We start from the raw sequence: 26356 nt of genomic DNA on the forward strand, positions 1-26356 counted from the left end.
ATTGGAAACTTATAGATCCTAGTGCTGCCTGGTATGTAGCTATCTTAGTGTGAACTTGGGTAAATGTGAAACAGAGGATTTTTATGGTTAACATTTGTTTTTTCGATCATGGATTAATCGAGTAATATTTCATTAAAAAACCGAGCTAAAGAGCTCGGTTTTTCAAATCGATGAACGACTTAGATATCAGAAAGGTCGATACCTAAACGTGCAGCAACTTCTTCATACGCTTCAACCACACCGCCTAAACCTTGACGGAAACGGTCTTTGTCGAGTTTTTTCTTAGTGTCTTTGTCCCATAGACGGCAGCCGTCTGGAGAGAATTCATCACCCAATACGATACGGTCGTGGAACACGCCAAATTCAAGTTTAAAGTCAACAAGCAGCATGTTGCCTGCATCGAATAGACCTTTAAGTACTTCGTTTACTTTATAAGTCAATTCTTTCATTTGAGCGAGTTGTTCTGCAGTCGCCCAACCTAATGCAATCGCTTGTGATTCATTCACCATTGGGTCGCCTAACGCATCGTCTTTGAAGAACAATTCGAAAGTTGGCGGAGTAAGTTCTTTACCTTCTTCAACGCCTAAACGACGGCAAAGTGAACCTGCTGCATAGTTACGAATTACGCACTCTACAGGAACCATGGTTAATTTTTTCACTAAAACTTCAGTTGGAGAAAGAAGTTTTTCGAAATGAGTTTCGATACCAGCCGCAGCCAATTTCTCCATGATAAAGGCGTTAAAACGGTTGTTCACCTTACCTTTGCGATCCAGTTGTTCAATTTTTTCACCGTTGAATGCAGAAGCATCGTCACGGAAAACTAGGATGAGGTGGTCAGAACTATCTGTTTCATAAACAGATTTAGCTTTACCAGTATAGAGCAAGGTTTGTTTTAACATGAGGGAACCTTTTTCGAGAAAAAATGCCTAGTACGACTAGGCTGGCCAATTTTGGTAAATCTGAGCTAACAGATCTGCAGCTTTTTCTTTGTCTGCAAAACTGTTATCGGCATTGAACACAGCGATGTTATTGCTTGAACCTACAGAAGAAAGTCTTAAAACATAGGTCTGCTGATCGACCTTGACGGTTACTTCGTAACGGTTTTTGCTCTGACCAACAATGGTATGGTTAAGGCTGCTGAGGGTAGCAAGTGTGTATTGCCAAATTGTAGCAGAATTTCCTTCAACTTTGATCAGTGGATTTTGATTTCCATCCACCAATAGTTGAGGGCGGCTAATATTTGTACTGTCTGTTGAGGAATCTGCGACGACATTATTTTTTCCGCGGCTGGACGCGGAAGGGCATAGCGATTGCCACGCTTATTTTCAAGCTTTGGTGCATGCTCAATTGCTAGCGGGTCAACTGATGGAGCAGGATACAAAGGCGTTGCAGGACGAACCATTGACCCTTCAGGGTATTTCAGCGGTTCAACATCTGTGGTTTGTTTATAGTCCAGTGTGCCATTATTAAAGGCAAGTGAACTACAACCGGCTAATGTAAATACTGAAAGTGCCAGGCTAAGTCCTAAACGTAATTGCATGATGTTTGCTCTTCTTTATTTGATAACGCCCGCAGTGATGAGTGCTTCACGAAGCGGAGTACGATATTGTTCTGCAAGGGGTGTTAATGGTAAGCGAATGCCTGTTTCAATCAGGTTCATCTCATGAAGTGCCCATTTCACAGGAATTGGGTTCGATTCGCAAAATAAAATTTGATGTAAATTTGCAACAGTATTGTTTTGTTGCTCGGCTTGGACTGCGTCACCCGCCAAAGCGCTTGCACACACTTCGCTCATTTCTTTTGGCGCCACGTTCGCAGTAACCGAAATGTTGCCTTTAGCACCTAAACCCATTAACTGATAAGCCGTTGCATCATCACCTGAGTACACCACCATATCTTTGCCTTTAAGGCCTTCAATGAGTTCTTGACCACGAGGAACATCGCCAGTGGCGTCTTTAATGCCCACGATTTGTGGAATATCAGCAAGACGGATCACGGTGTCGTTGTGCATGTCTACACCGGTTCGGCCAGGTACATTGTACAAAATTTGAGGTAAATCAACAGCTTCAGCAATCGCTTTGTAGTGTTGATACAGGCCTTCTTGGGTAGGTTTGTTATAGTATGGTGTAACTAATAATGCCGCATCTGCACCTAATTCTTTGGCTTCTTTGGTGAGTTCAATTGCTTCGTGGGTTGAGTTTGCACCTGTGCCGGCAATAATTGGAATGCGTTTGTTCGCCACACGGATGATTTCTTTGATCACCTGAGTGTGTTCGGCCATGCTCAAGGTAGAAGCTTCACCTGTAGTCCCTACAGCAACAATACTGTTAGTGCCTTGCTTTATATGCCACTCAACCAGCTTCTCGAGGCTCTTCCAATCTACGCTGCCATCTTCAAACATTGGGGTGACGATTGCGACAATTGAACCTTGAATGGTCTGAGCTTGCTGAGTCATTTTGAAAAGCTATCCTATTTGTCCATCCGACAAGATGAAATATTGATTTCTGGATGGTTTCGAATTTTGATTTGTAGCATGTTCATTGGGCTATACCCAAATTGAATAATGCTTACGCAAATTATGACTGATCAAACGCATAAGAACAATATGCTTTGGTCAAAGCCATAAAATTCTTTATACAAATCAAACTTAAAACAATCAAGTGTAAAATAGCGGTTTTTTTGCAGCCTGAAAATTGTTCAGCAAGGGCTGAATCTTGAAAATGTGTTATTCAATCGAGAGGGTTGGCATGGTTGATGGGATTGATTAAATCATCAGCAAAAGGTTGATCTATGTGTATTCCGTGCTTTTTAATCAGAATTTAAGATTAAATAACAATGACTAAAGATTTAAAAACTATATCAATTCGCTCGGGTTTTATTACAAATGATTGTTAAAAACTTGGGTAATAATCTTTTTTATATCTAATAGAAATAGACATGTTTTTATGAGTGTTTAAAAAGATCGCTTGATTTGACTGTTCATTGCACGATTCATATTTTTTTATTTTAAATTTTTAATTGTTTTTACGACTTTGTGACTTAAAGCACAAAAACTATTACACCATGCACGTAATCCAATTTTGGACGAAAGGCTTCAACTTATTGGTAGTTATATCCTTTATAAGGCTCAGCGATGATGCGACTTAATTTGAACGCTGATGACAACAAGGATTCTCCAATGGAAAAGTCAGATAATAAGCATGCTATTGTCACGGTAGCAATCTGCTTCCTTATTGCCGTAATCGAAGGTCTGGATATTCAGGCTGCAGGTATTGCAGCAGCAGGGATTCGTGAATATTTCGGGCTGGATAGCTCGCAGCTAGGGGTGTTTTTTAGTGCCGGTATTTTAGGATTATTACCTGGTGCTTTGTTGGGTGGTCGGATTGCAGACCGAATGGGCCGTAAAAAAGTATTAATTTGGTCTACGGGGATGTTCGCCATCTTTACCTTATGTACGGTATGGGTAAATAGCTTTCATAGCTTACTCGCTGTACGTTTTCTTGCAGGTGCAGGTTTAGGTGCAGCAATGCCAATTTTAATTACCTTGGCATCTGAAGCGGTAACGCCACAAAATCGTGGTCGTGCAGTCGGTTTGATGTACTGTGGTATGCCTGTGGGTGCGGCAATCTTGTCATTAGTTGCAATGACGGACTTCGGTGCAAACTGGAAAAATATTTTCTATTTAGGCGGTTTATTACCGATTGTTGTGATTCCATTGATGATTTGGTTCCTGCCCGAATCGCGTGAATTCTTGAAAGCCAAAGATCAAGCGGTTCAAGCGACCGCCAATGGCGAAGTGCAACAAGGTGCTTTCAAAAACCTCTTTAACACAGAAAACCGTTTACGTACTTTCTCAATTTGGGTGAGCTACTTCTTCACCTTGATGGTGGTGTACATCATGTTGAGCTGGTTACCGTCGTTGTTCACCGAACTCGGTTTCACTCGTAAAGATGGTGCAACTGCGCAGTTCTACTTCATGGTGAGTGCAACCATTGGTACGATCATTTTAGGTATGTTGACTGACCGTTGGAAGAAAGCTTATGTGATCATTTTGATGTACGGCGGTATTTTGGCAGGTCTATTTGCGCTGAATGGTGCAGGTTCATTGACTCAAATGTACATGGCGTCAGCTTTAGTCGGTGCATTCGTGATTGGTTGCCAAGGTGTATTGTATGCCTTCGGTGGTATCGTGTATCCAACACAGTTACGTGGTACGGGTGTTGGTGTAGCTTCAGCCGTTGGTCGTGTCGGTGCAATGTTAGGCCCTGCAATTGCGGGTCAGTTATTGGCAGCAGGTTTTGGTGCGGCAGGGGTGATTACCGCGGCAATTCCATGTATCGCAATCTCTGCAATATTTATGTTGTTATTGGTACGTCGTATTCCATCATAAGGAACATGCCATATCAAAAAAAGCCCGCATATTGCGGGCTTTTTTATGGCGACAATAGAAGTCGCACTAATGCTTTAAGCCAAGATAAATAAACGTATTTGATGTAAAAATACAGCAGAATGAAAAAATAAAAAATCAACGTAGAGGGGCTATGTCAGCAAGAAAACTGGTCGCAATTTTTAAAGTTGATCAACGTGAATTTAGTTTGTATCTACATCAATACGAATTTATTTTGGAACTCAAACCTGTATTTCAAAGACATCGCCAACATCCGAGAAAAAATGCGTGGTTGGCCTTTGCCGATGAACCTACCCTAGAAGATGTTGCTGAAAATATTAATGCATTTGAGGTCATGCAACAGACACGCAGCCATTTATTAAAATATATCTTTAAACATCAACCGCGATATTTTTATTTTCATGCTTCGACTCGGCGAAAAGCCCGTATTTACCCACGATTTGCACAGCGGCTGGTTGAGCATTTGCCCAAGTATCGGTATTGTCAGGAAGGACAGTCATTTTATTTTTACGCACAGGACTGAATACTAAGGCTTTTAAAATATGAGCGAATCAGTAGAGTCGCCGATAATGCATGACAACGGATGGAGAGATATGCAAAAAAATACAGCGCTGATTGTGGTCGATGTACAAAATGGTTTTACCCCGGGTGGTCAGTTGGCTGTTGCCAATGCCGATCAAATTATTCCAGGGATTAATCAACTGGGGCAATACTTTACGAATATTGTGCTGACTCAAGATTGGCATCCAGCCGACCATATCTCTTTTGCTGAAAATCATCCTGAGCATGTACCTTATGACAGCATAGAGTTGAGTTATGGGGCGCAAGTACTGTGGCCGACGCATTGTGTACAAGGCACACAGGATGCCGAATTGCATCCTGATTTAAATTTACCAACGGCGCAGCTGATTATCCGTAAAGGTTTTCATCAGCATATCGACAGCTACTCTGCTTTTATGGAAGCGGATCAGAAAACTTCAACAGGTTTGGCGGGCTATTTGCGCGAACGTGGTATTGATACAGTCTTTGTGGTGGGCATTGCCACGGATTTCTGTGTTGCATGGACGGCAATGGATGCACGTAAGCTTGGTTTTGAAACTTTTGTGATTGCTGATTTGACCAAAGGGATCGATTTACAGGGTTCTTTACAGCATGCATGGCAAGACATGTTGGCGAATGGGGTGAAGCGTATTTACCTGAAAGATATTGTGCAGCAGCATGCACAGGCATTATCTTTGGCATGACCCAGTGGGCTCAGTTGAGAAAAGGCACAAGGGTGTGCCTTTTTTTGTCCCTGTATTTAAATGGAAGATGCCTATGTCGGCTTTCTTAAAATTCACTCAATTTGTGCAGAAAACATTTGCGATTTGGGTGGTGCTGTTTGCAGCGCTCGCCATGTTTTTTCCTGATGTATTTGTTTGGTTAAAAGCATATATCCCATGGATGCTAGGCATCATTATGTTGGGTATGGGCATGACCATGACACTGCAAGATTTTAAAAGTGTATTGCAAAGTCCTAAAGCTGTGATGATCGGGGTTTTGGCACAGTTTATTGTGATGCCGGGATTGGCATTTTTCTTGTGTAAATTATTACAACTGCCGACAGAAATCGCGATCGGGGTCATTCTTGTCGGTTGCTGTCCGGGTGGAACGGCTTCTAATGTCATCACCTATATGGCAAAAGGTAATACCGCATTATCTGTTGCCTGTACCTCTGTTTCGACATTACTCGCCCCGGTTTTAACCCCTGCGATTTTCTATTTGCTGGCAAGCCAATGGATTGAAATTAATGCGGCATCGATGTTGGTTTCAATTTTACAAGTGGTTTTATTTCCGATCATTGTGGGGTTAATGATTCGAACTGTCTTTAAGCACCGAGTGGATGCCTATATACAGGTCATGCCACTGGTTTCTGTTGTGGCAATTGTGGCGATTGTGGCGGCAATCATTGCGGGTAGCCGAACACAGATTTTGCAATCAGGTTTACTGATTCTTGGGGTAGTGGCCTTACATAATGGCTTGGGCTATCTATTGGGCTTTTGGGCCAGCCGCCTATTTAAATTACCCTATGCAGACTGTAAAGCAGTATCAATTGAAGTCGGGATGCAAAACTCAGGTTTAGGTGTGGCATTGGCGGCGACCCATTTTGCCGTTTCACCTTTGACCGCTGTGCCGAGTGCGATTTTTAGTTTGTGGCACAATATCTCGGGTCCTGCACTGGCAACCTATTGGGCAGCACGGACGAGTGAGCCCAAAGCATCGGAACAAGACAAGCCTGTGCAATAAACAAAAAAATTCAGTAATAGAGGGTAATCTCCCTCTTTTTTTATGTCGAAAATAAATTTTACGATTTGATGAACACGGCTTTAGGGAATTGCATGCTTTTTTAATTGATTAATGCTATTTGTAACATAAGTGTCATCTCCGCTGCCTAACATGCCGGCAACCACTTTAGATATAGACTGTTTCAAGCAGCATTGAGAGGGTATGCAACATTTTCAGCATTCATCAGAGACCTATTATAATCGTGAATTGTCGCTTTTAGATTTTAATCGGCGGGTCTTGGCTCAGGCACTTGATTCAAGTTTACCGTTACTTGAACGCTTAAATTTTCTTATCATTTTTTCACGCAATTTAGATGAATTCTTTGAAATTCGCATTGCGGGGCTGATGAAACAACGAGATTTGAATGCGATTGCACGGACGCCAGATGCCATTCCGACTGAAGTGGTCTTAGATGAACTTTCCCAAGTGATTCATGACACGGTTGCAGAGCAATACCAGACCCTCAATCATGCTGTATTGCCTGCATTACAAAGTGAAGGCATTCGCTTTATTCAATTTAAAGATATTTTAGAAAAACATCGGGCGTGGATTAGCCATTATTTTAGTAAAGAAGTTCAACCAGTTTTAACACCAATTAGCTTAGATCCATCGCATCCGTTTCCACGCTTGGTCAATAAAAGCCTCAACTTTATTGTGAGTCTAGAAGGCAAAGATGCCTTTGGTCGTGCCATTGAAATGGCAATTGTGCCTGCGCCACGCTCATTGCCGCGTTTAATCAAAATGCCCGCCGAGGTTGAAGGCAGTGCAGAGACACAAATTTTCCTGACCGCCATTATTCAGCAACACATCAATGACCTATTTCCGGGGATGAAAGCGACGGGCTGTTATGCCTTTCGAGTGACACGCAATGCAGATTTAGTTCTGGCTGAAGATGTGGATGACTTGGCGGTGGCATTAAAAGATGAATTGTCTTCACGGCGTTTTGGTCGGGCAGTTCGCTTAGAAATTGAAGATGATTGTCCGCAAAGCATTATTGATTATTTGTTAGATGAATTTGATTTGAGTGAGCAGGAGCTCTATCGCATTGACGGCCCGATCAATTTATCGCGTCTCAGTACCAGTTTTAATCGACCTGAACTGAAATATCCGGTCTATACACCGATTATTCCTAAAGTTTTTCGTAAACAAACCGCGATTTTTGATGTATTAAAAACACAAGATGTGTTGTTACATCATCCATTTGACTCCTTTCAACCGGTCATCAACTTATTACGTGAAGCTGCAAAAGACCCTCAGGTATTAGCCATTAAGCAGACGCTCTATCGTAGTGGGCCAGATTCGGACATCGTACAAGTTTTAGCGGAGGCGGCACGCAACGGCAAGGAAGTAACCGCCGTCATCGAACTTCGGGCGCGGTTTGATGAAGAATCCAATATTACCGTGGCCAATATATTGCAAGAAGCTGGGGCTGTCGTGGTGTATGGCATTGTGGGCTATAAAACCCATGCCAAGATGATTTTGATTGTGCGCCGTGAAAATAATCAGCTGTTACGCTACGCCCATTTGGGAACAGGTAATTACCACGCAGGCAATGCGCGGATGTATACCGATTATGGCCTGATGACGACGCATCCCGATATTTGCGAAGATGTGCATCGTATGTTTCAGGAATTGACCGGTATGGGCAAGATGGCGAAGCTGAAAGCCTTACTGCATGCACCATTTACCCTGCATACTGAATTACTGAAACTGATTGAACAGGAAATTGTTGCCGCACAAGCGGGAAAATACGCAAGAATTATTGTGAAGGTCAATGCACTCACGGAACCGCAACTGATTGCTGCTTTGTATCGTGCATCGCAAGCAGGGGTAACTGTAGATTTAATTATCCGTTCGATTTGTTGTTTGATTCCTCAGGTCAAAGGGATGTCTGAGAATATTCATGTGAGATCTATCGTCGGACGCTTCTTAGAGCATACTCGAGTGTATTATTTTGAGCATGCAGGCGAAAAACGATTGTACTGTGCCAGTGCCGATTGGATGGGACGTAACTTATTTTCACGGGTCGAAACCTGTTTTCCCATTTTGGAAAGCCGTTTGAAAAAACGCATTATGAAAGATTGTTTACTTAACTATTTGGAAGATAATCAAAATGCATGGGAAATGCAGTCGAATGGGCAATGGGAGAAAGTCGCGGTTGAAGCAGGTACCGAACCGCATAACGCGCAAAAATATTTGATTGCACAGAAAATTTCGACTGTTTAAGACAAAAAATCCCGACTTAAGTCGGGATTTTTGATTTCGCTCAAACCTTTACGAGGCTTTTGACTGTTTGGATTTTAAAATTTCAGTTCTGAAGTTTTGAGCCAATTCAGCGGCATCACTGTCCATCCCATTGAGCATAAATGCGTGACGAGTGAGCACATTGGTCGGATTTGGCAAACTGACCAATTGGAAATGATCTGAAATCTCTTTGAGCAAAGTTGTCGGCACATGAATGGCACTTTCTTTGGCAACCAATTGTTGGACTAAACGTTCAGCCGCTTGTACAGAAGACAATTGCATGGCTTCGACAGAGCTTGAAATTGCACTACGGGTTTGTAAAACGAAACGTTTTTCTTCACGGTATCGTTTATATAAAACATCTGAAAGCAATTGGAATACTGAGCTGATCATGGTGAGGCAACGCAGCGCATCTGGAGTGTCAGCGGTCATGCTGATGGTTGCGCCATGTTCATCAAACTTATGTACCGTACTGATGTCAGAACTGTTCAATTTATAATGTTGAACACAGAGTTCTGTGGTTTTATTTAAGAAAATTTGGCAGAGATTAAAATACGGCACAGACACGGTTTTGTTGACGCTATCGAGCAGCTGTTTCGGATCATAAAATTGAATATTTAATGCCAAGCTGTTGCTGTCGAGAACCACTGGTTTCATGTCTTTATGCTGTTTTGCTTTGGCTTGCGCATTTTGCTGCGCTTGAGCAATCGCCACAGCGGCATTATGTTTTTCTTGTTCTAAGGCCTGCGCTAGCGTTTGAATTTCATGTTTTAGACGTGATTCATTGTTGATTCGCGCTAAATATTCAGTACGACTAGGGCGAGCAATGGCACGATACGCTAACCACAACAAGCCATGTAGGAATAATGAAAATAGAATCGCGGCCCATTGCGTACGTAAGATTTCACCAATACTTGGTTTAATTAAGGTGATTTCAACTGTTCCGACTTTCTTTTCGTTTTGCAGCGCATCACGAACAAAGATTTCACCGTCACGGGTTTTGGTCAAACCGCCTGTAGCCAAAACTTGATTATTGGCATTTAAAATGCGGATGGAAGCCACGCTCGGGTTGGTTGCATAGCGGTCAGCGAGTAAGGCTAATGATACGGTATTGGCCGGCTCAAGCTCAGATAGGCTGTCTGTAACCAATTGACTGGTCATCAGTTGTCCCTGACTGGCACGGTTTTCGTTCAGTTGGTGGGTTGTTGCCAATACCAATAAAAAGGTATGCAAAGCAAAACAAACTACTAATAGGCTAGCAAATAGCCCTTGTCTAGGCGCATTCAACGTAAACTTCCAAGGCAATTCTATTCAATTTAGATTATGATTCTTACATTAGTTGTAGCTCAGACCCGAGTCAATTCATGCGAGAAATCATTCTTATATCACTTTTAGGACCTGACCAACCTAATCAATTTACACGATTAATGCAGGTTTTGTCCGCACATTCCTTACAGATTTTAGATGTCGGACAAGCAGTCATCCACAATCAGCTGACTTTAGGTATTGTTGTTTCGTCGGAAGACCAGACTGCGACAGCATTAGCCATGAAGGAGATGTTGATTTTAGCACATGATATTGGCTTAACTGTGCGCTTTAAACCAATCTCTACAACAGAATATCAACAATGGGTAAATGAGGGAGGCCGCACACGCTATATCGTTACGGCACTTGCGCCAGAATTACAGGCATCTCATTTACAGGCAGTTACAAATATTGTGTCGAGCCAAGGCTTCAATATCGAAACTGTGACTCGTTTATCTGGCCGTCCTGAGTTAGATGGATCAAGCGAAGGTCCACGCCGTGCCTGCGTTCAATTTGGTTTAAAAGGCCAAATGTTGGATGCCACTGCAATGCGTGCAGCATGTTTACGTCTATCTACCGAACTTGGGGTAGATGTTGCTGTTCAAGAGGACAATGCTTACCGTCGTAATCGTCGTTTGGTCTGCTTTGATATGGACTCGACGCTGATTGAGCAAGAAGTAATTGATGAATTGGCAATTGAAGCGGGTGTTGGCGCTCAAGTGGCTGAAATCACTGAACGTGCTATGCAAGGTGAACTTGATTTCCAACAAAGTTTCCGTGCACGTGTGGCACTGCTCAAAGGTATGGATGCTTCGGTATTGCCTAAGATTGCAGAACGTCTGACCATTACAGAAGGTGCGGAACGTCTGATTTCAACGCTGAAATCACTGGGATATCGCACAGCTATTTTGTCAGGTGGTTTTCAGTATTTTGCTGAATACTTACAAGCAAAACTGGGTATCGATGAAGTCCATGCCAATGTACTAGACGTCCAAGATGGCGCGGTAACGGGTGAAGTCAAAGGTCATATTGTGGATGGTGCTCGCAAAGCCTTCTTATTGACTCAAATTGCTGAAGAAATGGGCATTTCATTAGAACAAGCCATTGCTGTCGGTGATGGTGCGAATGACTTACCTATGTTGTCATTAGCTGGTTTAGGCGTTGCTTTCCGTGCGAAACCTTTGGTGCGTCAAAATGCCAATCAAGCCATTTCAAGCGTGGGTTTAGATGGTGTTCTTTACCTGCTTGGTGTGCATGATAAAGATTTAAATCGCGCTTAAAACCATTTAATTCATACAAAAAAACGCAGCCAAAAGGCTGCGTTTTTTTTATGCCAAAAATTCCGCTCATCCGATGAAAGGTAGAAGAAAATTGTCGATAAAAACAACGATTAACAGCATTCGAAAAATTATTTTTTTTAGCCTAAAACCAGCTGTTTTTTTTGTAATGACACTCGAAACGAGATGTCATCATTGTTCTAGAAATTCTTTAAAAAGAAAAAATGTAATGACAAAATAATGTTGCGACAAGGTGTGTCGCATGAACAAAAAACGAGACTTTTTTTATGCAAAAAACTCAGCATAATGCTTGCAAGAGATTGAGATCGACCAAATCTATTTACTGAAGATACAGTAGTGAGACGGCTCAGCATCCTGTAAGACAAGAGATGTCAGTTGTCAAATGACGGAGGTTTTTATGTTAACAGCGAATTTAGCAACAATCGTTGGCCTGAGCTTGGTATCGGCGGCTGTGATTGCTGTTTTCTTCTCGCCTTATCGTCGCTGGTTAAGTTTTATGCTGGCGGGGATGCTGGTGTGGGGACTCATAGAAGTGATTCGATTTGGCACACAAACCATGTTTGAATTATCAGTGACTTATAGTTATTTAACGGCATTAATGGCCGCAATGGTGGTATTCACTTTAGTATTGTTACGTGAAGACCGCCGTGCAGAGCGTGCGATGGCAAAGCGCCAATGTATAGAGCACACGCCTGTATATGATGAAGAACAGCAATGTTCGAGCCGATAAGTGCCAGAACAAAATTTCAATAAAAATGCGCCTGAGGGCGCATTTTTTTATGAACGTATTAGTCCGATTTGAGATACAAAGCCTTACTTCTCAAAAGCCAAGTTATGGTAGGATGAAGCCAGTCAATTTTCCAACAATTACAATAGGCTTTAAGTCATGAAACTATCATCAATTCCTGTCGTAAAACTACCTTTAGTTGATGTCAGTACGGATCCACTTGATTTACTCGTGGCAGGTTTAGCGCTTCGTATGAAACAGCTTGCACGTACTAGCCCTAAATTCATTGAATTGGTTCATGAACGTCAATTCCGTATTCAAATCGGTACAGATTTGGGTGTTGCACGTCAAATTATTGTAAATAATGGACAGATTGATACTGTTTCAGGCGATGCTGAAAAAGCAGACTTTATTTTGCAATTTGCGGACAGTGAACAGGGCGTGAAAACCCTAATGAAAGGTGACCCCACTGCATTCATGACGGGTATGCAAAATGGCAGTATTAAAATGGAAGGTGATTTTGGTTTACTGGTTTGGTTTAACCAAGTGGCGAAGTTAATTCCACCTAAACTTCCAAAACCGGTTAAAGAAAAAATCAAAATCGCACGTGCGTTTATTAAAGAGAAAACCGGTAAATAAATTTAATTTTCATTGAAATTTAACGCTTTTTTGGTAACAATACCTCCGCTTTTTAGGGGGTATTTTTATGAAAAAATTAATTACATCGGGTTTAATTGCCGCATCATTAACAATGACAGGTTGTGCAAGCATTATTTCGGGGTCAACTCAAACTTTAACGTTTAAGTCAGTGCCAGATGAAGCATCGATTTCGATTACAAATAAAGCTGGAGAAAAAGTACATACTGGCATCACACCTGCAACTGTAACTTTAAAACGCGGTACAGGATATTTTAAACCAGCAGCTTATGAAGTAACGTTCAAAAAAGATGGTTTTCAAACAAAAACTGTGCAGGTAACAGGGACAGTAAATGGTTGGTATGTAGCCAATATTATTTTTGGCGGACTTATTGGTTTATTAATTGTTGATCCAGCTACTGGTGCAATGTATACATTGAATCCCGCTGATGTAAATGCTGTTCTAGACGCAAATCAAACAACAACGTCAAAGAAAAATGATCAGTCATTAACAGTCATGCTTGTGAAAGATATCCCTGTGGAAGTAATGCAACGTGCAAAACTGATTACAACCATTTAAGACCGTATTATTCTAGCTTGTGAAAAGCCCTCAAAAGAGGGCTTTTTTTAATGCTTCAGTGGTTATTCAACTTCTAAATTAAAGGTCACTGGACCGTCATTGACCAAATGCACTTTCATGTCGGCAGCAAAGATACCTGTTTGTACATGGTCATATTGGCTCTTGGTGTAATCGACCAGCTGTTCATACAGTGCTTTGGCATCGCTTGGCGGCATGGCAGGGCCAAAATCAGGGCGCAGGCCTTTTTGCGTTTGTGCCATCAGAGTAAATTGAGACACTAAGAGGATACCGCCGCCAGCTTGACTGACATTCCAGCCCATCTTGCCTTGTTCATCATCAAAAAAACGGTATTTCAAGATCTTATCGATCAGTTTTTTGCCCTTTTCTAAATCGTCAGCTTTACCAAGTCCTAAAAACACTAAAATACCGTGATTGATTTCACCCGTGATCTCACCATCGACCACCACTTTGGCTTCCAAAACACGTTGTAACAAGGCCCGCATAAATTCTTCCGAGTAGAAAATTGAACATAGGGCAGGGATTGTAGCAAAGACAGCATTCTTTCGAAGCGATGTTTAGAAAATTTTGGGCTCAACCATTTGAAAATGAACTGTATATTTTTTATGAATCCAATAATGCGATTGAATTTATGAAAATAATCTGTTTTATCTATTTATTAAATATCAGTATCTTTGCGGGGCAGGAAAGGTATTTAACAGAGAGATTAAGACGATGTTTAAGCGTTCTTTATTGGTTGCGATGTTAGCAACAGCAACAGCGGCGACTCAAGCAGCGCCATTAACTAAAGACAATGGTGCACCAGTAGGTGACAACCAAAATTCTATTACAGCAGGTCCTAACGGTTCTGTATTACTACAAGATGTTCAACTCATCCAAAAATTACAACGCTTTGGCCGTGAGCGTATTCCTGAGCGTGTAGTACATGCGCGTGGTACAGGTGCTTATGGTGAGTTCGTTGCAACTAAGGACTTATCAGATTTAACCGTTGCTTCGCTTTTCAAAGCGGGGACTAAAACACCGGTATTCTTACGTTTCTCGACTGTAATTCACGGTAAACATTCTCCAGAAACTCTACGTGACCCGCACGGTTTCGCGATCAAGTTCTATACGCAAGAAGGCAACTGGGATTTAGTGGGTAACCAAACTCCAGTCTTCTTCATTCGTGATGCAATTAAATTCCCTGACTTCATTCACGCAATGAAGCCAAGCCCAATTGACAACGTTCAAGACGCGAACCGCGTATTTGACTTCTTGTCTAGCCAACCATGGGCAACCAACATGTTGACTTATGTGTATGGTAACCAAGGTGTTCCAACTAGCTACCGTGAGCAAGATGGTTTCGGTGTACACGCATTCAAACTGTACAACGACAAAGGCGGATATAAATACGTGAAGTTCAACTTCCGCTCTAAACAAGGCGTGAAAGGTCTGAACGTTAAAGAAGCGATGGAGCTGCAAGGTAAAGACTTCAACCACTTAACCAACGATCTTTACAAAAACATCAACGCGGGCAACTTCCCGAAATGGGATCTTTACATCCAAGTGTTAGATCCTAAAGATCTCAACAGCTTTGATTTTGATCCGCTAGATCCAACTAAAATCTGGCCAACGAACTTAGTTCCAGAAACTAAAGTGGGTACATTGACGCTGAACCGTATGCCGAAAAACTTCTTCCAGGAAACGGAACAAGTGGCATTGGCTCCAGGTAACTTAGTCCCAGGTATCGAGCCATCAGAAGACCGTCTGCTGCAAGGCCGTATCTTTTCTTACTCAGATACACAAATGTACCGTTTAGGTGCGAACCACCAACAAATTCCAGTCAACCGTCCATTAGTTGCTGTAAACAACAACAACCAAGATGGTTACATGAATGTTGGCGGCACTTCATCAAATGTGAACTACGAGCCAAGCCGTATTGAGCCAAAACCAGCGACTGCGAAAGCGCGTGCGGTTGAAACACCGCTTTCTGGCACAGTTCAGCAAAAAGGCGTGAAAGAGCAAAACTTCAAGCAGGCGGGTGAGCTTTATCGTTCATACTCTGCGAAAGAGAAAGAAAACTTAATCATGAACTTGGCGGCTGACCTTGGCAACGTGAAAGATTCGGAAACGAAACACATCATGTTGTCTTACTTCTATAAAGCAGATGCAGACTACGGTACACGTATGACTAAAGCAGTAAACGGTAACCTTGCAACTGTAAAAGCTAAAGCAGCACAACTGAAAGACTAATTTCGATCAGTCTGAAGGATTGGTAACTAGGGTCTAGAACGTTACCTCAAAAAAGTCCTATGAAGCTCCATACCTTTCCTGCACCCTAGGGGGAGTTTCATAGGCACTCCTTAAATATTCATTTTTATGAAATGAATTATTTCTAATTCAATTCTACATTCGATTTCTGTTGGAGTTCATCATGAAAGTTATGCAACATTTGACTTTAGCCAGTCTTCTAGCGTTTGGTTCCGCATTCGCAAACGTGGCAATCGCGGAAGATATCTCCCCCGCTAAAGCAACTGCAAGCGATCAGATGACCTCACAACAGGAATTGATCGCAATTTTCTTTGCTGCAGCCAAAACTGGCAATGAAGAAGTCATCAATGAATTTCTTAAGCACGGTTTTCCGGTCGATGTGCGCAATGCTTCGGGTTTTACGCCACTGATGATGGCGACCTATTATGGTCATCAAAATATTGTGACTCGTTTGCTGGAACACGGTGTAGACCGCTGCGCACGTGACAATAAAGGCAACACTGCATTGATGGGTGCCATGTTTAAATTAGAATGGGCGATTGCAAAGCAATTACGCCAAGTGGATTGCGATGCAAATGCCAAAAAAACGGGGCAAAAGACTGCAGAACAGTTTGCGCGTGAATTTGGTCAAGAAGAAAAATATCGACAGTTACTCAAAAAATAGTGAGCTTGATCGCGCTCAGCTTCAGCAAAAAAATTGAAAAAAGTCGATGAATCGCGGTGATTTATAAGTTATTCCACTAAATCAATCGGCTTTTTATCAATAAAGTATGCTTTAATGCAAAGAGTTGATAAAAACTGAAAGTCTTTATGTCTCCAATCATCCAATCCTTATTAGACACAGATCTGTATAAATTCACCATGCTTCAGGTGGTGTTACACAAATTTCCGCAAACCCATAGTGTGTATCACTTTCGCTGCCGTAACTTGGACGATACAGCCTATCCACTGGTTGAAATTTTGGATGATTTAAACATGCAGCTCGACATGCTTTGTCAGTTGAAGTTTAAAGAAGATGAATTGCAGTATTTACGCAGTTTACGTTTTATTAAAAGCGATTTTGTTGATTATCTTGAATTATTTCAGCTTAAACGCCGTTTTATTAAAGCGGGTATTGATGATGAAGGTCGACTCGACATTTGGGTAGAAGGCCCAATGGTTCAAGCGATGATGTTTGAAATCTTTGTTTTAGCCATCGTCAATGAATTATATTTCCAACGTATTCGTACACCCGAAGTTTTAGCCGAAGGTGAGCGCCGTTTGCAACATAAGATTGCCTTGCTGAAGCAGTATGAAGCACGGCAAAATCCAAATGATCCACCATTCTTGGTCTCTGATTTTGGCACGCGTCGTCGTTATAGTTATGCATGGCAAAAGCATGTAATTGAAGAATTAAATCAGGCTTCACCGTATATTTTCCGCGGTACAAGTAATGTTCTGATTGCCAAAGACTTGAATATTACTCCAATTGGTACGATGGCGCATGAGTTCCTACAAGCATTCCAAGCGCTTGATGTTCGTCTACGTAACTTCCAGAAGTCTGCGCTAGAAACATGGGTGCAGGAATACCGCGGTGACTTAGGAATAGCCTTAACGGACGTTGTCGGTATGGATGCGTTCCTACGTGACTTCGATTTGTACTTTGCCAAACTATTCGACGGTTTACGTCATGACAGTGGCGACCCGTATGAATGGGGCGATAAAGCCTATGCGCATTACAAAAAACTCAAAGTCGATAGCAAAAGTAAAATGTTGACCTTTAGTGATGGTCTAAATATCGAAAAAGCCTGGGATTTACATAACTACTTCAAAGACCGTTTCCAAGTCAGCTTTGGTATTGGTACCAACTTAACCAATGATATGGGGCAAACTGCGCTGAATATCGTACTGAAACTGGTTGAATGTAATGGTCAATCTGTGGCAAAAATTTCAGATAGTCCGGGTAAAACCATGACGGATAATGATACTTTCTTAGCGTATCTACGTCAGGTGTTTGACATCTCTGAAGTTAGCGCTTAAACACAGCATTAGATAAAACTAAAAAAGCCGAATCAATGGTTCGGCTTTTTTATATCTAAAATATTGCTAAAGGAATGCAAAAATTCAGAATAATAGTGAAAATGACTTATGCTAAGATCGAATTTAATCGCACAAAATACAACACGAACAACGATGACAGCATCTACACTGAATTTTGGTCTGCTGATTGAAGCGGAAGAATTGGTTCCACATCTTGGTAATGAAAAACTACGGATCGTCGATTTGAGTCGTCGTTCGGTTTATGACCAATTGCATATTCCACATGCACTGCATGTGCAGCCGAAACTGTTAGTGCGCCAAGAAGAACAAGCGATGGGACTTTTACCTGACCAAGCCGGTTTAGAACAGCTCATCAGCTATCTGAATATCAGTCCAGAACATCATGTAGTAGTGTATGACGATGAAGGTGGGGCATGGGCTGGTCGACTGATTTGGAACTTACATTGCCTCGGTTTTGAAAATACCAGTCTCCTCAATGGTGGCATCCATGCTTGGCTTGGGGCAGGCTTACCGACCTCGTCTGAAATTGAGCAATTTGAACCCGTGAGCCCATTGGTTGAAGTAAGTGCAGAGGCGCGTGCTCAGTATCAAACAAACTATGATGAGCTATTGGCTCGTGTACAGCAGGAGCAGATCCAAGTATGGGACTGCCGTACCGAAGATGAATATACAGGCTTACGTTTAGCAGCGCGACGCGGCGGTCACATTCCGGGGGCACGACATTTCGAATGGAGTACTGCCCTTAACCGAGAAAATCATTTAAAATTGCATCCTTTAGAACGCACACAACAACGCTTAGAACAATTGGGATTCAATTTAAACGAACCTGTGGTGGTATATTGTCAGTCCCATCATCGGTCGGGCCTAGCTTATATACTGGGACGTTTACTCGGTTGGAATATTCGAGCTTATGATGGTGCGTGGAGCGAGTGGGGCAACCGACTCGATAGTCCTGTGATCACCGGAGAGTTGCCGTCTTGAGCCTTACATCTCAGTTAAAAAAACAAATTTTTATTCAAGCTCAGCGTGTTGTTCCACAGCACAAATTATCACGTATCGTCGGTAAATTGGCTGCAAGCGAAAACCCTGTGGTGAAAAATGCTGTGATTACCGCATTTAAAGCACAGTATGGCATCGACATGTCGATTGCTGAGCAAAGTAATGCCCTGAAATTTAAATCATTCAATGAATTTTTCACTCGTTCTTTAAAAGAAGGCGTACGTGTAGTTGATGCAAATGCCAACAGTGTTGTTTCACCCGCAGATGGTGCGATTTCACAACTGGGTAAAATTGAAAATGGTGATGTATTTCAGGCCAAAGGGCAGAAGTTCACTGTTGAAAACCTGATTGCCGATCCACAATTGGCTGAGCCGTTTAAAAATGGTCAGTTTGCTACGGTCTATTTGTCTCCAAAAGACTACCACCGTGTACATATGCCATTTGCAGGGACATTGACAGAAACTTTGTATGTACCGGGTGAATTATTCTCTGTAAACCAAACCACTGCTGAAAATATTCCGGGTTTATTCGCTCGTAATGAACGCATGGTCTGCTTATTTGATACAGAAGTTGGTCGTATGGCGGTCGTACTGGTAGGTGCAATGATCGTGGCAGGTATTGAAACCGTGGCTACAGGTAAAGTTAAACCGACAGGGCGTTTGGAACTGAATCAACACGATTTATTCTTAGAAAAAGGTGCAGAATTGGGCCGTTTCTATTTAGGTTCAACAGCGGTTGTGTTGTTTGAAGAAAACAAAATGCAATGGGATGCGACCTTTAAAGCCAACTCGACTGTGGTGATGGGCGAAGCTTTAGGGCATACCATTTAATGAATTCCCTCTCCTTTTAGCAGAGGGTTAGGGAGAGGTTTTTGAGCTAAGCGGATGTATTCAAAAAAGAATCCCTTCTAACCTCCCTTTATTAAAGGAATGAATAAAAAAAAGCGCCATCAGGCGCTTTTTTTAATTGCAAAATTTAGCGTTTTACGACAATCGAGTCGATACTGCTATGACGTAAAGTTTGCTGTGCAATCACAGCAGCTTCTTGTGAATCATAGGGGCCAGACACGACGCGATACCAAACTTTGCCATTTTCATTACTTTGGATCACATCGGCAGATAAGCCATTTAAAATAATTTCTGCACGACGGGCATCGGCTTGGTCAGGGTCATCATAGCTACGCACTTGCAAAATATAGCTTGCAGGGGCAGGTGTTGTTTCTGTGGCTTCAATACCCGGCTCAGTCGGTGTAGTGGTATCCGTTTCAGGTGCTTCAACGATCACCACGGTTTCTTTGGTATCTGTTTCAGGCACAGCTTGATCTGGAATCGGGGTGACTTGTTGCTGAGGCAACAGATCATAAAAACGGTAATCTTTATTGGTTTCTTCTTGGTAGTGTTCAGAGGTAATTTGACCTTTCGGTTTTACCGGCTCCCATGGTTTCCATAACATCAAGGCCACCAAGAAACTCAACACGATTAAAATGATCACAAGTGTACCTAACCATGCAGGAATCAATGGTTTTTTAGGCTGATTTGGCCGCTCTGATACACCGCGTTGCGTTTTTCCAAACACGAGGAAACCTCTTTAATTGTAATTGTTACGAACCTAGTGGGAACTGACCCAAAACCAAGTTCTGATTATTATATATTACATGACTGTCATGCTGTTTATGTTTAATTTTCACAATTTCAACATCTTCAAGTTTTCATTAAAAGATGACTGAATATCCATGAAAATACAGGCTCATAAAGAGCCTGTATAGGCGTCAATGTATATGGTTCATACATGGACGGATTCTAACGTATACTAAGAATGGCTTACATTGATTCAGGCGCACTCACACCCAATAATTCAAGACCATTGCGTAAAACTTGCTGTACGTTTACAGACAGTAATAAGCGCGCTTGAGTCAGTTCTGCATCATCACCCAAGACTTTATTTTCGTTGTACCAACCATGGAACAACGCCGCTAATTCTTTCAAGTAGTTACCCACTTGGTGTGGTTCATAGCTGTTTGCTGCACGAACCACAATTTCAGGGTAAGCCGCAAGTTTAGCAAGAACTTCAGTTTCAGCTTCTAACTCAAGTTTAGCTGCAAATTGACGTGCAGCTTCAGCAGAGAATTGAACGTCTGTCGCAGCGGCTTTTTCGAGCATACGGCAGATACGTGCGTGTGCGTATTGGATGTAGTACACCGCATTGTCTTTGCTTTGAGACACAGCAAGGTCTAAGTCGAAGTCAATGTGTTGTTCTGATTTACGCATGACATAGTAGAAACGAGCAGCATCGTTGCCTACTTCTTTACGTAAGTCGCGTAAAGTCACGAATTGACCTGAACGAGATGACATTTGAACCATCTCGCCGCCACGCCATAGGCTCACAAATTGAACCAAAAGCACCGTCAATTTTTTAGAATCATAGCCAAGCGCATCAATCGCTGCTTTCACACGTGCGATATAACCGTGGTGGTCTGAACCCCAGATATCAATGATATCGGTATAGCCGCGTTGTAGTTTATTTAAGTGATAAGCAATGTCGGATGCGAAGTATGTAGTCTGACCATTACGACGTTTCACAACACGGTCTTTTTCATCACCAAATTCAGTTGATTTGAACCAGATGTTGCCATCTTTTTCGTATAAGAAACCACGTTGATCGAGCATTTGTAATGCTTCATCAATTTTTTCAGTCAAGGTTGCTTCGCTGAACCATTGATTGAAAGTCACGCCAAATTCACCGAGGTCATCTTTAATGTCATCAAGAATGGCTTTCAGCGCAGCTTGATGGAACACACGGTAACCCGCAGCCAAATGGTTTTGTGAATTATGAATCAAACCATCAATGTGTTTTTCTTTATCACCTGAAACAACGACTTTATTGCCTTCGCTATCGAGTTCAGCGGCATATTGCACATCTTCAGGAACATCTTTGTAGATGTCGGCAACAGGGCGTACATAAGCATCGCCATCTTTGTCGATAATGCTTTGTGCGATTTCTTTAACGTAGTCGCCTTGATATGCATTTTTAGGGAAGACCAGTTGTTGACCGGTCAATTCTAAATAACGCAAGTAAGTCGATGTCGCCAAGATATCCATTTGACGGCCAGCATCGTTGACATAGTATTCACGGTCAACTTTAGCACCTGTTGCTTCAAGAAGATTGGCAACGGTCATACCGTAAGCTGCGCCACGACCATGACCAACGTGTAGGCTAGACGTTGGGTTGGCTGAAACGAATTCCACTTGAACACGTTTTTCAGCATTGGCCTGAGTGCGACCGAACTGATCTTTCTGAGCTTGAATTTGGTCTAAGACAGCAAAACGTTGGTCAGCATTTAAAAAGAAGTTAATAAAGCCAGGACCTGCAATTTCTGCTTTGCTGATATCTGCGACTTCTGGAAGATTTGCCAGAATTTTTTCGGCTAAATCACGCGGCTTCATACCTGCAGCTTTAGAGGCAATCATGGCAATGTTTGACGCAAAGTCACCGTGGCTTCGGTCTTTGGTTCGGGTCAAATTGCTAGTATTGTTCCAGTCAGTTGGGAGTACACCTTCAGCTTGAAGGGATTGCACTGCATGATCGAGCGCTGCTTGTATTGCCGTATTCATAATCAGTCGAAAAATAAATGTCGCAGAAAAACGGTAAATATAGCAAATTTCAGGCTCTTTAGGTGAACCCATTTGTTGCGAATAAAAAATATTCGATAAAAGTGAAGCATTGCTTATATCGAAGTAAAACGATATAAGTGATTTAGAGATTCAGGATCATTGCTTGAGTATATGGACATGTCACAACCCACCCCTAAAATTTTTGGCAATGTGCCGAAGTTAGCTGCACGCTGGGCGCTGATTATCGTGCCGTTTATTTTGTCTTGTCTCATGAGCGGCATTATTTCGTTTATTAATATGCTCAGAAATTTAGGGTGGTTTGAGGGATTTCTGACTCTATGGCTGCATAATTGGATGATTTCTTGGGCAATTGCTTTTCCCATTGTACTGATTTTATTGCCATTTGTTCGAAAGTTTACAGGCCTGCTGGTTGATATGTCAGGGCCACAGCCACCTGCAAAATAAGCCTGCATGTAAGTCACAGTTGAGTAAAACGGTGACTTACTGCATTTCGCTTTAAATATTTATAGGCTATCGCGACAACTTACTGCTTTAGAGAGTAATTCGGCTTTGTTGTTTTGGAAGGTATAGAGTTTTGAGGCATTAAACACTTTAATGACTTTGGCCTGAGCGACAGCGGTTTTAAAGCTTTGGAACTTTTGCTGATGGGCTGTCTCAAACGGATTTCCAAAGTTTTTATTGTCGAGCAGAATTTGAATTTGCCCCACATTTGTATCATGTGCTTTTAGGATCTCTTGGCCATCCGCGTTGCTTATACTGAAAGTTGGGCGCTGAGTGCTGATTTTGCAATTCAATTTGAGGCTCAAGGTGAAATTGTCTGCCGATTTATTTTTGAGGGTAGATGTGCCTTGTTGATCATTTTCAATATAGACCCACTGATTTTTCGGCATATTGGTCAGCAGAGTTTCTAACTGTTGTTGGGTACTTTTGCTGATATCGACAGTGCCTTTTTTATCGATTTCAGGGGCTTTTTCTTTACCGAGCATGCCCATCACTTTGTCGCTGACTGTGCTACTGGTTTTGGAAATGGTCTGGCAAGCGCTTAAGCTACTGATGATTAGAATGAATGGTAGTGTATAGATGGCAGGTAAATGCATAGATTTTATTGTTCTATTAAATTTTCGGATGGGCAAAGTTTAACGGTTCTACGCATAAAGCTCAAACCTGCGGCCAATCTCCTTTGAGGAGGACTGCTGCAGGCGGCTAAAGCAGCCATTCTACACAGGCACGAATAATCCCCAGTGCGAGGCCAATAAAACCACCGACCACGACACCATTGACTCGAATCATATGCAAGTCGCCACCGACTTCGTTTTCGATCTTATCGATCATTTCACGTGAATCCCATTCATGTATACGTTCACTGATAAACCGAATGACTTTTTCGCTATATTGATCGGAGAGATTGATGGCAATATCACTCATTTTTTCATTCAGCAATTGGCGTACAGCAACGTTAGAGACAATATTTTCGCCCACTTGTTGAATGGCGACGCGTAGGTTTTGTGCAATACCTGAGTACGGCTTTTGTAGATCAGATTTAATCGCATCACATAAAATCACAACAGCGCCGCTTAAAAAGTTAAGCATTTGTGGGCTGTCTAATAAAGCGTCCTTGGTGCTATTCAAACGTTGGCTGGCTACACTTTGATTGTCTGCCAACTCATGCATGAGTTGCTGTGCCATTTCTTCAATTTTTCGACGCCAAGGATGTTCTGGATCGGCCAACATAGATTCGACACGGCTCACCAATGAATCAATGGTGCGTTGTTGTACATCAATGCCGATCCAGCTGGCGCCTTTAGCTAACTTCCATACCCCAAGTTCTTTAAACAACTGGCGTGAAAGGTCGCGGGTTTGTTCTGGATGCTGTGTGACCCAATCATGGGCTAAATCGAGCCCGCGCTGTAAAACATCTTGATGGAAGTCATTTTCTAAAACTGCCCGTAGCATTTCACTGGCAAGATGGTTGACTTGCGTATTGCGTACCCATTGCACGCTGTTATTTTGGATAAATTGTCCAATTTGTTCCTGACCGACAAATTCGAAAATTTTCGGTACCGTTTGCTGAATGACTTGGGTCACTTGAGCATTATTGTGCGGATTGGCCAACCATTTCCCGACGGCAAGAGAGAGATCCGTCTCCGCTAAGCTTTTTTCAACCACTTGTGGTGAAAGAAAATTCTCCTGAACAAAGCGGCCCATTGACTCGGCAATGCGTGCTTTATTACGAGGAATAATTTCTGTGTGGTCACGTAAAAATTTAGGAATCGGAATCCGACCAAAGGGATTGCGAAATAAAACGGTTATCGCATACCAGTCTGCCAAACCACCAACCACTCCAGCTTCTGCTGAAAGCATTAAAATATGAATGAGCCAGACGTATTCAGGCAGCAATTTAGCTGCGATCATCAATGCAATCCACGCCAGCACCGCCACCACCAAAGCAATGGTGGCGAAGCGTTTACTGCGTTGCAGACTAGGTGAAACAGCGGGCTGTTCAGTTGGGCTCATCAATGATCGGGTCTCTATGGGTTGACTTATTTAGAGGTGGGCTCAGCGGCTACAGGCAAAGGATTTCCTTGGCTGTCTAAACCATATTTAGCTCCGAGTGACTGCAAAATCAAGCGAGCATCAAAGGCATCCCGAGGGGCTTTGGCACGATCTTTATAGCAAGTAATACTGTAGGAAACTTGAGTCGGATCGAGTGTGACCACCTGTGGAACGTCATAAAACGGGCCTGGCCAAAATCCGGGATGGCGACGATAATAGCCATATGGATAAGGCATAGGGTCTGGGTAAATCACCGCTTGACGCGGTGGTTTTTGACTCCGATTACTCGGATCATCCATGACTTTAAAATATTGAAAGCCATTGTGTAGGGTGGTTTGAGCGGCTTTAACCAAGGTAATTTCTTCGGCAGTACCATAGCTCATATTGGGGCGAGCTTGAAAGCTAATCCGGTAGCTTTGCGCATTTAATGGTGTCGCAGAATATTGACCGAGTTGTTCAAAGGTCAAAGGTTTTGATGGGGTTGTGGCACAGCCAGTCAAACCGAGTGCTGCGGTTATGGCTGCTGCGATAATGAGTTTGTTCATGCGCATACTCCTGTTTAGTCGGTTCATGGCAAGGGGAGATACTGGCCAAAAGCCGTCAATTAAAAGCTAGAATTGGGCTGGGTTAAAAATTCCAATTCCTCTGCTGTAGATGTTCTGTCCAATACCGCATTGCGATGCGGGTAACGTCCAAATCGATCGATAATCACTTTATGCTTTTTTTCAAATTCTAAGTTGATCGGATTGCCCAGTTGCTCAAATAATTTTAACGCGCTTTGATGGATTTTTGTCGATTCGCTATGCATAAAGGGCATATATAAAAATGAGCGCTGTTCAGGGCTTAATTGTAGATCTAAACCCTGCGCGATGGCTTCTTGTGCAAGCGCCAAAGCCAGTGCATCTTGGGCAAAAGCCAAGCCAGAGTCACGGAATAAATTTCGCGAAAACTGATCTAAAACAATAATTTCAGCCAAGCGACCTTCGGCTGTGGTGCGCCATTGCCACAGTTCTGCTTGACTGGCCGCTTGATGGATGTCTTTAAACTTTTTTTCGATTAAAACATCAAAATTATTGCTTTTAGCGAACCAATTAGGCTGATTTTCTGGGTTAAACCAAAATTCGAGAATATCTTGATAATTCATATGTTTTAAGCATTATTAGCATATATTTGTTTATAAAATCACAAATTTCAAATGTCATATAGAGTAAGTTTGTGATAAAAAATTGCCAAAATAAAATCACGGTTTGTCTCAAAACTATACAGTGGGTCATATGCCCACTTCAAATCGCGTTATACTGATATAAACTGATGATTTTATTTTAGTAGTTTCTTCCATTT

At 42.3% G+C, this 26356-nt stretch carries 25 protein-coding genes and 1 pseudogene; 15 read left to right on the plus strand and 11 right to left on the minus strand.

The features are described from left to right. Window positions 1-179 precede the first annotated feature (179 nt). The 3 genes and pseudogenes from purC to dapA all read right to left on the minus strand — a co-directional run bounded on the left by purC (window position 180) and on the right by dapA (window position 2455). Complete coding sequence (gene purC, locus AVJ20_RS10005) at window positions 180-899, minus strand: phosphoribosylaminoimidazolesuccinocarboxamide synthase (RefSeq protein ID WP_078190626.1); 720 nt, start codon at window positions 897-899, stop codon at window positions 180-182. A gap of 36 nt (window positions 900-935) precedes the next feature. Next, a pseudogene (locus AVJ20_RS10010) lies at window positions 936-1540 on the minus strand (lipoprotein-34 precursor (NlpB)). Between the two features lie 15 nt (window positions 1541-1555). Then, window positions 1556-2455 (minus strand): 4-hydroxy-tetrahydrodipicolinate synthase, encoded by a 900-nt coding sequence (gene dapA / locus AVJ20_RS10015; RefSeq protein WP_078193262.1) that lies wholly within the window; start codon window positions 2453-2455, stop codon window positions 1556-1558. A gap of 723 nt (window positions 2456-3178) precedes the next feature. On the opposite strand from dapA, the gene mhpT reads away from it, so the two are divergent. The 5 genes from mhpT (at window position 3179) to ppk1 (ending at window position 8959) form a co-directional block, all read left to right on the plus strand. Continuing rightward, a complete protein-coding gene (gene mhpT, locus AVJ20_RS10020; protein ID WP_078193261.1) occupies window positions 3179-4390 on the plus strand; it encodes a 3-(3-hydroxy-phenyl)propionate transporter MhpT in 1212 nt (403 codons plus the stop codon). 151 nt (window positions 4391-4541) lie between these two features. Then, window positions 4542-4931 carry a hypothetical protein gene (locus tag AVJ20_RS10025; RefSeq protein ID WP_111885105.1) on the plus strand — a complete coding sequence of 130 codons (390 nt, stop codon included), beginning with the start codon at window positions 4542-4544 and terminating at the stop codon, window positions 4929-4931. Window positions 4932-5001: 70 nt separating this feature from the next. Then, window positions 5002-5652 carry a bifunctional nicotinamidase/pyrazinamidase gene (gene pncA / locus AVJ20_RS10030; RefSeq protein WP_111885106.1) on the plus strand — a complete coding sequence of 217 codons (651 nt, stop codon included), beginning with the start codon at window positions 5002-5004 and terminating at the stop codon, window positions 5650-5652. Window positions 5653-5725: 73 nt separating this feature from the next. Then, on the plus strand, window positions 5726-6694 hold the full coding sequence (locus AVJ20_RS10035) for a bile acid:sodium symporter family protein (RefSeq protein WP_111885107.1): 969 nt from the start codon (window positions 5726-5728) through the stop codon (window positions 6692-6694). 201 nt (window positions 6695-6895) lie between these two features. Beyond that, entirely contained in the window at window positions 6896-8959 is a 2064-nt protein-coding gene (gene ppk1 / locus AVJ20_RS10040) for a polyphosphate kinase 1 (protein ID WP_111885108.1), read from the plus strand. 48 nt (window positions 8960-9007) lie between these two features. Here the strand turns inward: ppk1 and AVJ20_RS10045 are convergent, their stop codons facing one another. Next, window positions 9008-10264 (minus strand): hypothetical protein, encoded by a 1257-nt coding sequence (locus AVJ20_RS10045; protein WP_078190618.1) that lies wholly within the window; start codon window positions 10262-10264, stop codon window positions 9008-9010. 77 nt (window positions 10265-10341) lie between these two features. On the opposite strand from AVJ20_RS10045, the gene serB reads away from it, so the two are divergent. The 4 genes from serB to AVJ20_RS10065 all read left to right on the plus strand — a co-directional run bounded on the left by serB (window position 10342) and on the right by AVJ20_RS10065 (window position 13523). Beyond that, window positions 10342-11562 carry a phosphoserine phosphatase SerB gene (gene serB, locus AVJ20_RS10050; protein ID WP_111885109.1) on the plus strand — a complete coding sequence of 407 codons (1221 nt, stop codon included), beginning with the start codon at window positions 10342-10344 and terminating at the stop codon, window positions 11560-11562. Window positions 11563-11977: 415 nt separating this feature from the next. Then, entirely contained in the window at window positions 11978-12310 is a 333-nt protein-coding gene (gene aciT / locus AVJ20_RS10055; protein WP_078190616.1) for an AciT family ciprofloxacin tolerance protein, read from the plus strand. A 156-nt stretch (window positions 12311-12466) separates the two neighbouring features. Further along, entirely contained in the window at window positions 12467-12946 is a 480-nt protein-coding gene (locus AVJ20_RS10060) for an SCP2 sterol-binding domain-containing protein (protein ID WP_078190615.1), read from the plus strand. Between the two features lie 67 nt (window positions 12947-13013). Further along, window positions 13014-13523, plus strand: a complete 510-nt coding sequence (locus AVJ20_RS10065) for a hypothetical protein (protein WP_111885110.1) — start codon at window positions 13014-13016, stop codon at window positions 13521-13523. Between the two features lie 62 nt (window positions 13524-13585). Here AVJ20_RS10065 and dtd read toward each other — a convergent pair whose 3' ends face one another. Continuing rightward, window positions 13586-14026, minus strand: a complete 441-nt coding sequence (gene dtd, locus AVJ20_RS10070) for a D-aminoacyl-tRNA deacylase (protein WP_078193255.1) — start codon at window positions 14024-14026, stop codon at window positions 13586-13588. Between the two features lie 229 nt (window positions 14027-14255). On the opposite strand from dtd, the gene AVJ20_RS10075 reads away from it, so the two are divergent. The 5 genes from AVJ20_RS10075 to asd all read left to right on the plus strand — a co-directional run bounded on the left by AVJ20_RS10075 (window position 14256) and on the right by asd (window position 19660). After that, window positions 14256-15773, plus strand: coding sequence for a catalase (locus AVJ20_RS10075; RefSeq protein ID WP_111885111.1), 1518 nt, complete (start codon window positions 14256-14258; stop codon window positions 15771-15773). Between the two features lie 181 nt (window positions 15774-15954). Then, window positions 15955-16455 carry an ankyrin repeat domain-containing protein gene (locus tag AVJ20_RS10080; protein ID WP_111885112.1) on the plus strand — a complete coding sequence of 167 codons (501 nt, stop codon included), beginning with the start codon at window positions 15955-15957 and terminating at the stop codon, window positions 16453-16455. Window positions 16456-16601: 146 nt separating this feature from the next. Then, window positions 16602-17810 carry a nicotinate phosphoribosyltransferase gene (gene pncB / locus AVJ20_RS10085; protein ID WP_111885113.1) on the plus strand — a complete coding sequence of 403 codons (1209 nt, stop codon included), beginning with the start codon at window positions 16602-16604 and terminating at the stop codon, window positions 17808-17810. A gap of 153 nt (window positions 17811-17963) precedes the next feature. Beyond that, complete coding sequence (locus AVJ20_RS10090; protein WP_111885136.1) at window positions 17964-18812, plus strand: sulfurtransferase; 849 nt, start codon at window positions 17964-17966, stop codon at window positions 18810-18812. Then, complete coding sequence (asd, locus tag AVJ20_RS10095) at window positions 18809-19660, plus strand: archaetidylserine decarboxylase (RefSeq protein ID WP_078193251.1); 852 nt, start codon at window positions 18809-18811, stop codon at window positions 19658-19660. The genes AVJ20_RS10090 and asd overlap by 4 nt, the downstream gene beginning before the upstream one ends. A gap of 145 nt (window positions 19661-19805) precedes the next feature. On the opposite strand, the gene AVJ20_RS10100 is transcribed toward asd, so the two are convergent. Together AVJ20_RS10100 and argS are read right to left on the minus strand one after the other, a co-directional pair. Next, on the minus strand, window positions 19806-20405 hold the full coding sequence (locus AVJ20_RS10100) for an SPOR domain-containing protein (protein WP_078193250.1): 600 nt from the start codon (window positions 20403-20405) through the stop codon (window positions 19806-19808). A 245-nt stretch (window positions 20406-20650) separates the two neighbouring features. Beyond that, the gene (argS, locus tag AVJ20_RS10105) at window positions 20651-22441 is read right to left on the minus strand and encodes an arginine--tRNA ligase (protein ID WP_111885137.1); all 1791 of its coding nucleotides are present in this window, start codon (window positions 22439-22441) and stop codon (window positions 20651-20653) included. Between the two features lie 177 nt (window positions 22442-22618). On the opposite strand from argS, the gene AVJ20_RS10110 reads away from it, so the two are divergent. Beyond that, window positions 22619-22906, plus strand: a complete 288-nt coding sequence (locus AVJ20_RS10110; RefSeq protein WP_372491143.1) for a DUF2798 domain-containing protein — start codon at window positions 22619-22621, stop codon at window positions 22904-22906. A gap of 59 nt (window positions 22907-22965) precedes the next feature. On the opposite strand, the gene AVJ20_RS10115 is transcribed toward AVJ20_RS10110, so the two are convergent. The 4 genes from AVJ20_RS10115 to AVJ20_RS10130 form a co-directional block, all read right to left on the minus strand. Beyond that, on the minus strand, window positions 22966-23559 hold the full coding sequence (locus tag AVJ20_RS10115; protein WP_111885114.1) for a hypothetical protein: 594 nt from the start codon (window positions 23557-23559) through the stop codon (window positions 22966-22968). 106 nt (window positions 23560-23665) lie between these two features. After that, window positions 23666-24976, minus strand: a complete 1311-nt coding sequence (locus AVJ20_RS10120) for a DUF445 domain-containing protein (RefSeq protein ID WP_111885115.1) — start codon at window positions 24974-24976, stop codon at window positions 23666-23668. A gap of 26 nt (window positions 24977-25002) precedes the next feature. Beyond that, complete coding sequence (locus tag AVJ20_RS10125; protein WP_111885116.1) at window positions 25003-25560, minus strand: CC0125/CC1285 family lipoprotein; 558 nt, start codon at window positions 25558-25560, stop codon at window positions 25003-25005. A 59-nt stretch (window positions 25561-25619) separates the two neighbouring features. Continuing rightward, entirely contained in the window at window positions 25620-26159 is a 540-nt protein-coding gene (locus AVJ20_RS10130; RefSeq protein WP_111885117.1) for a DUF924 family protein, read from the minus strand. Between the last annotated feature and the right edge of the window lie 197 nt (window positions 26160-26356).

Origin of the sequence: Acinetobacter sp. CFCC 11171, assembly GCF_003268405.1 — a bacterium.
In the GTDB taxonomy this organism is placed as follows: Bacteria; Pseudomonadota; Gammaproteobacteria; order Pseudomonadales; family Moraxellaceae; genus Acinetobacter; species Acinetobacter amyesii.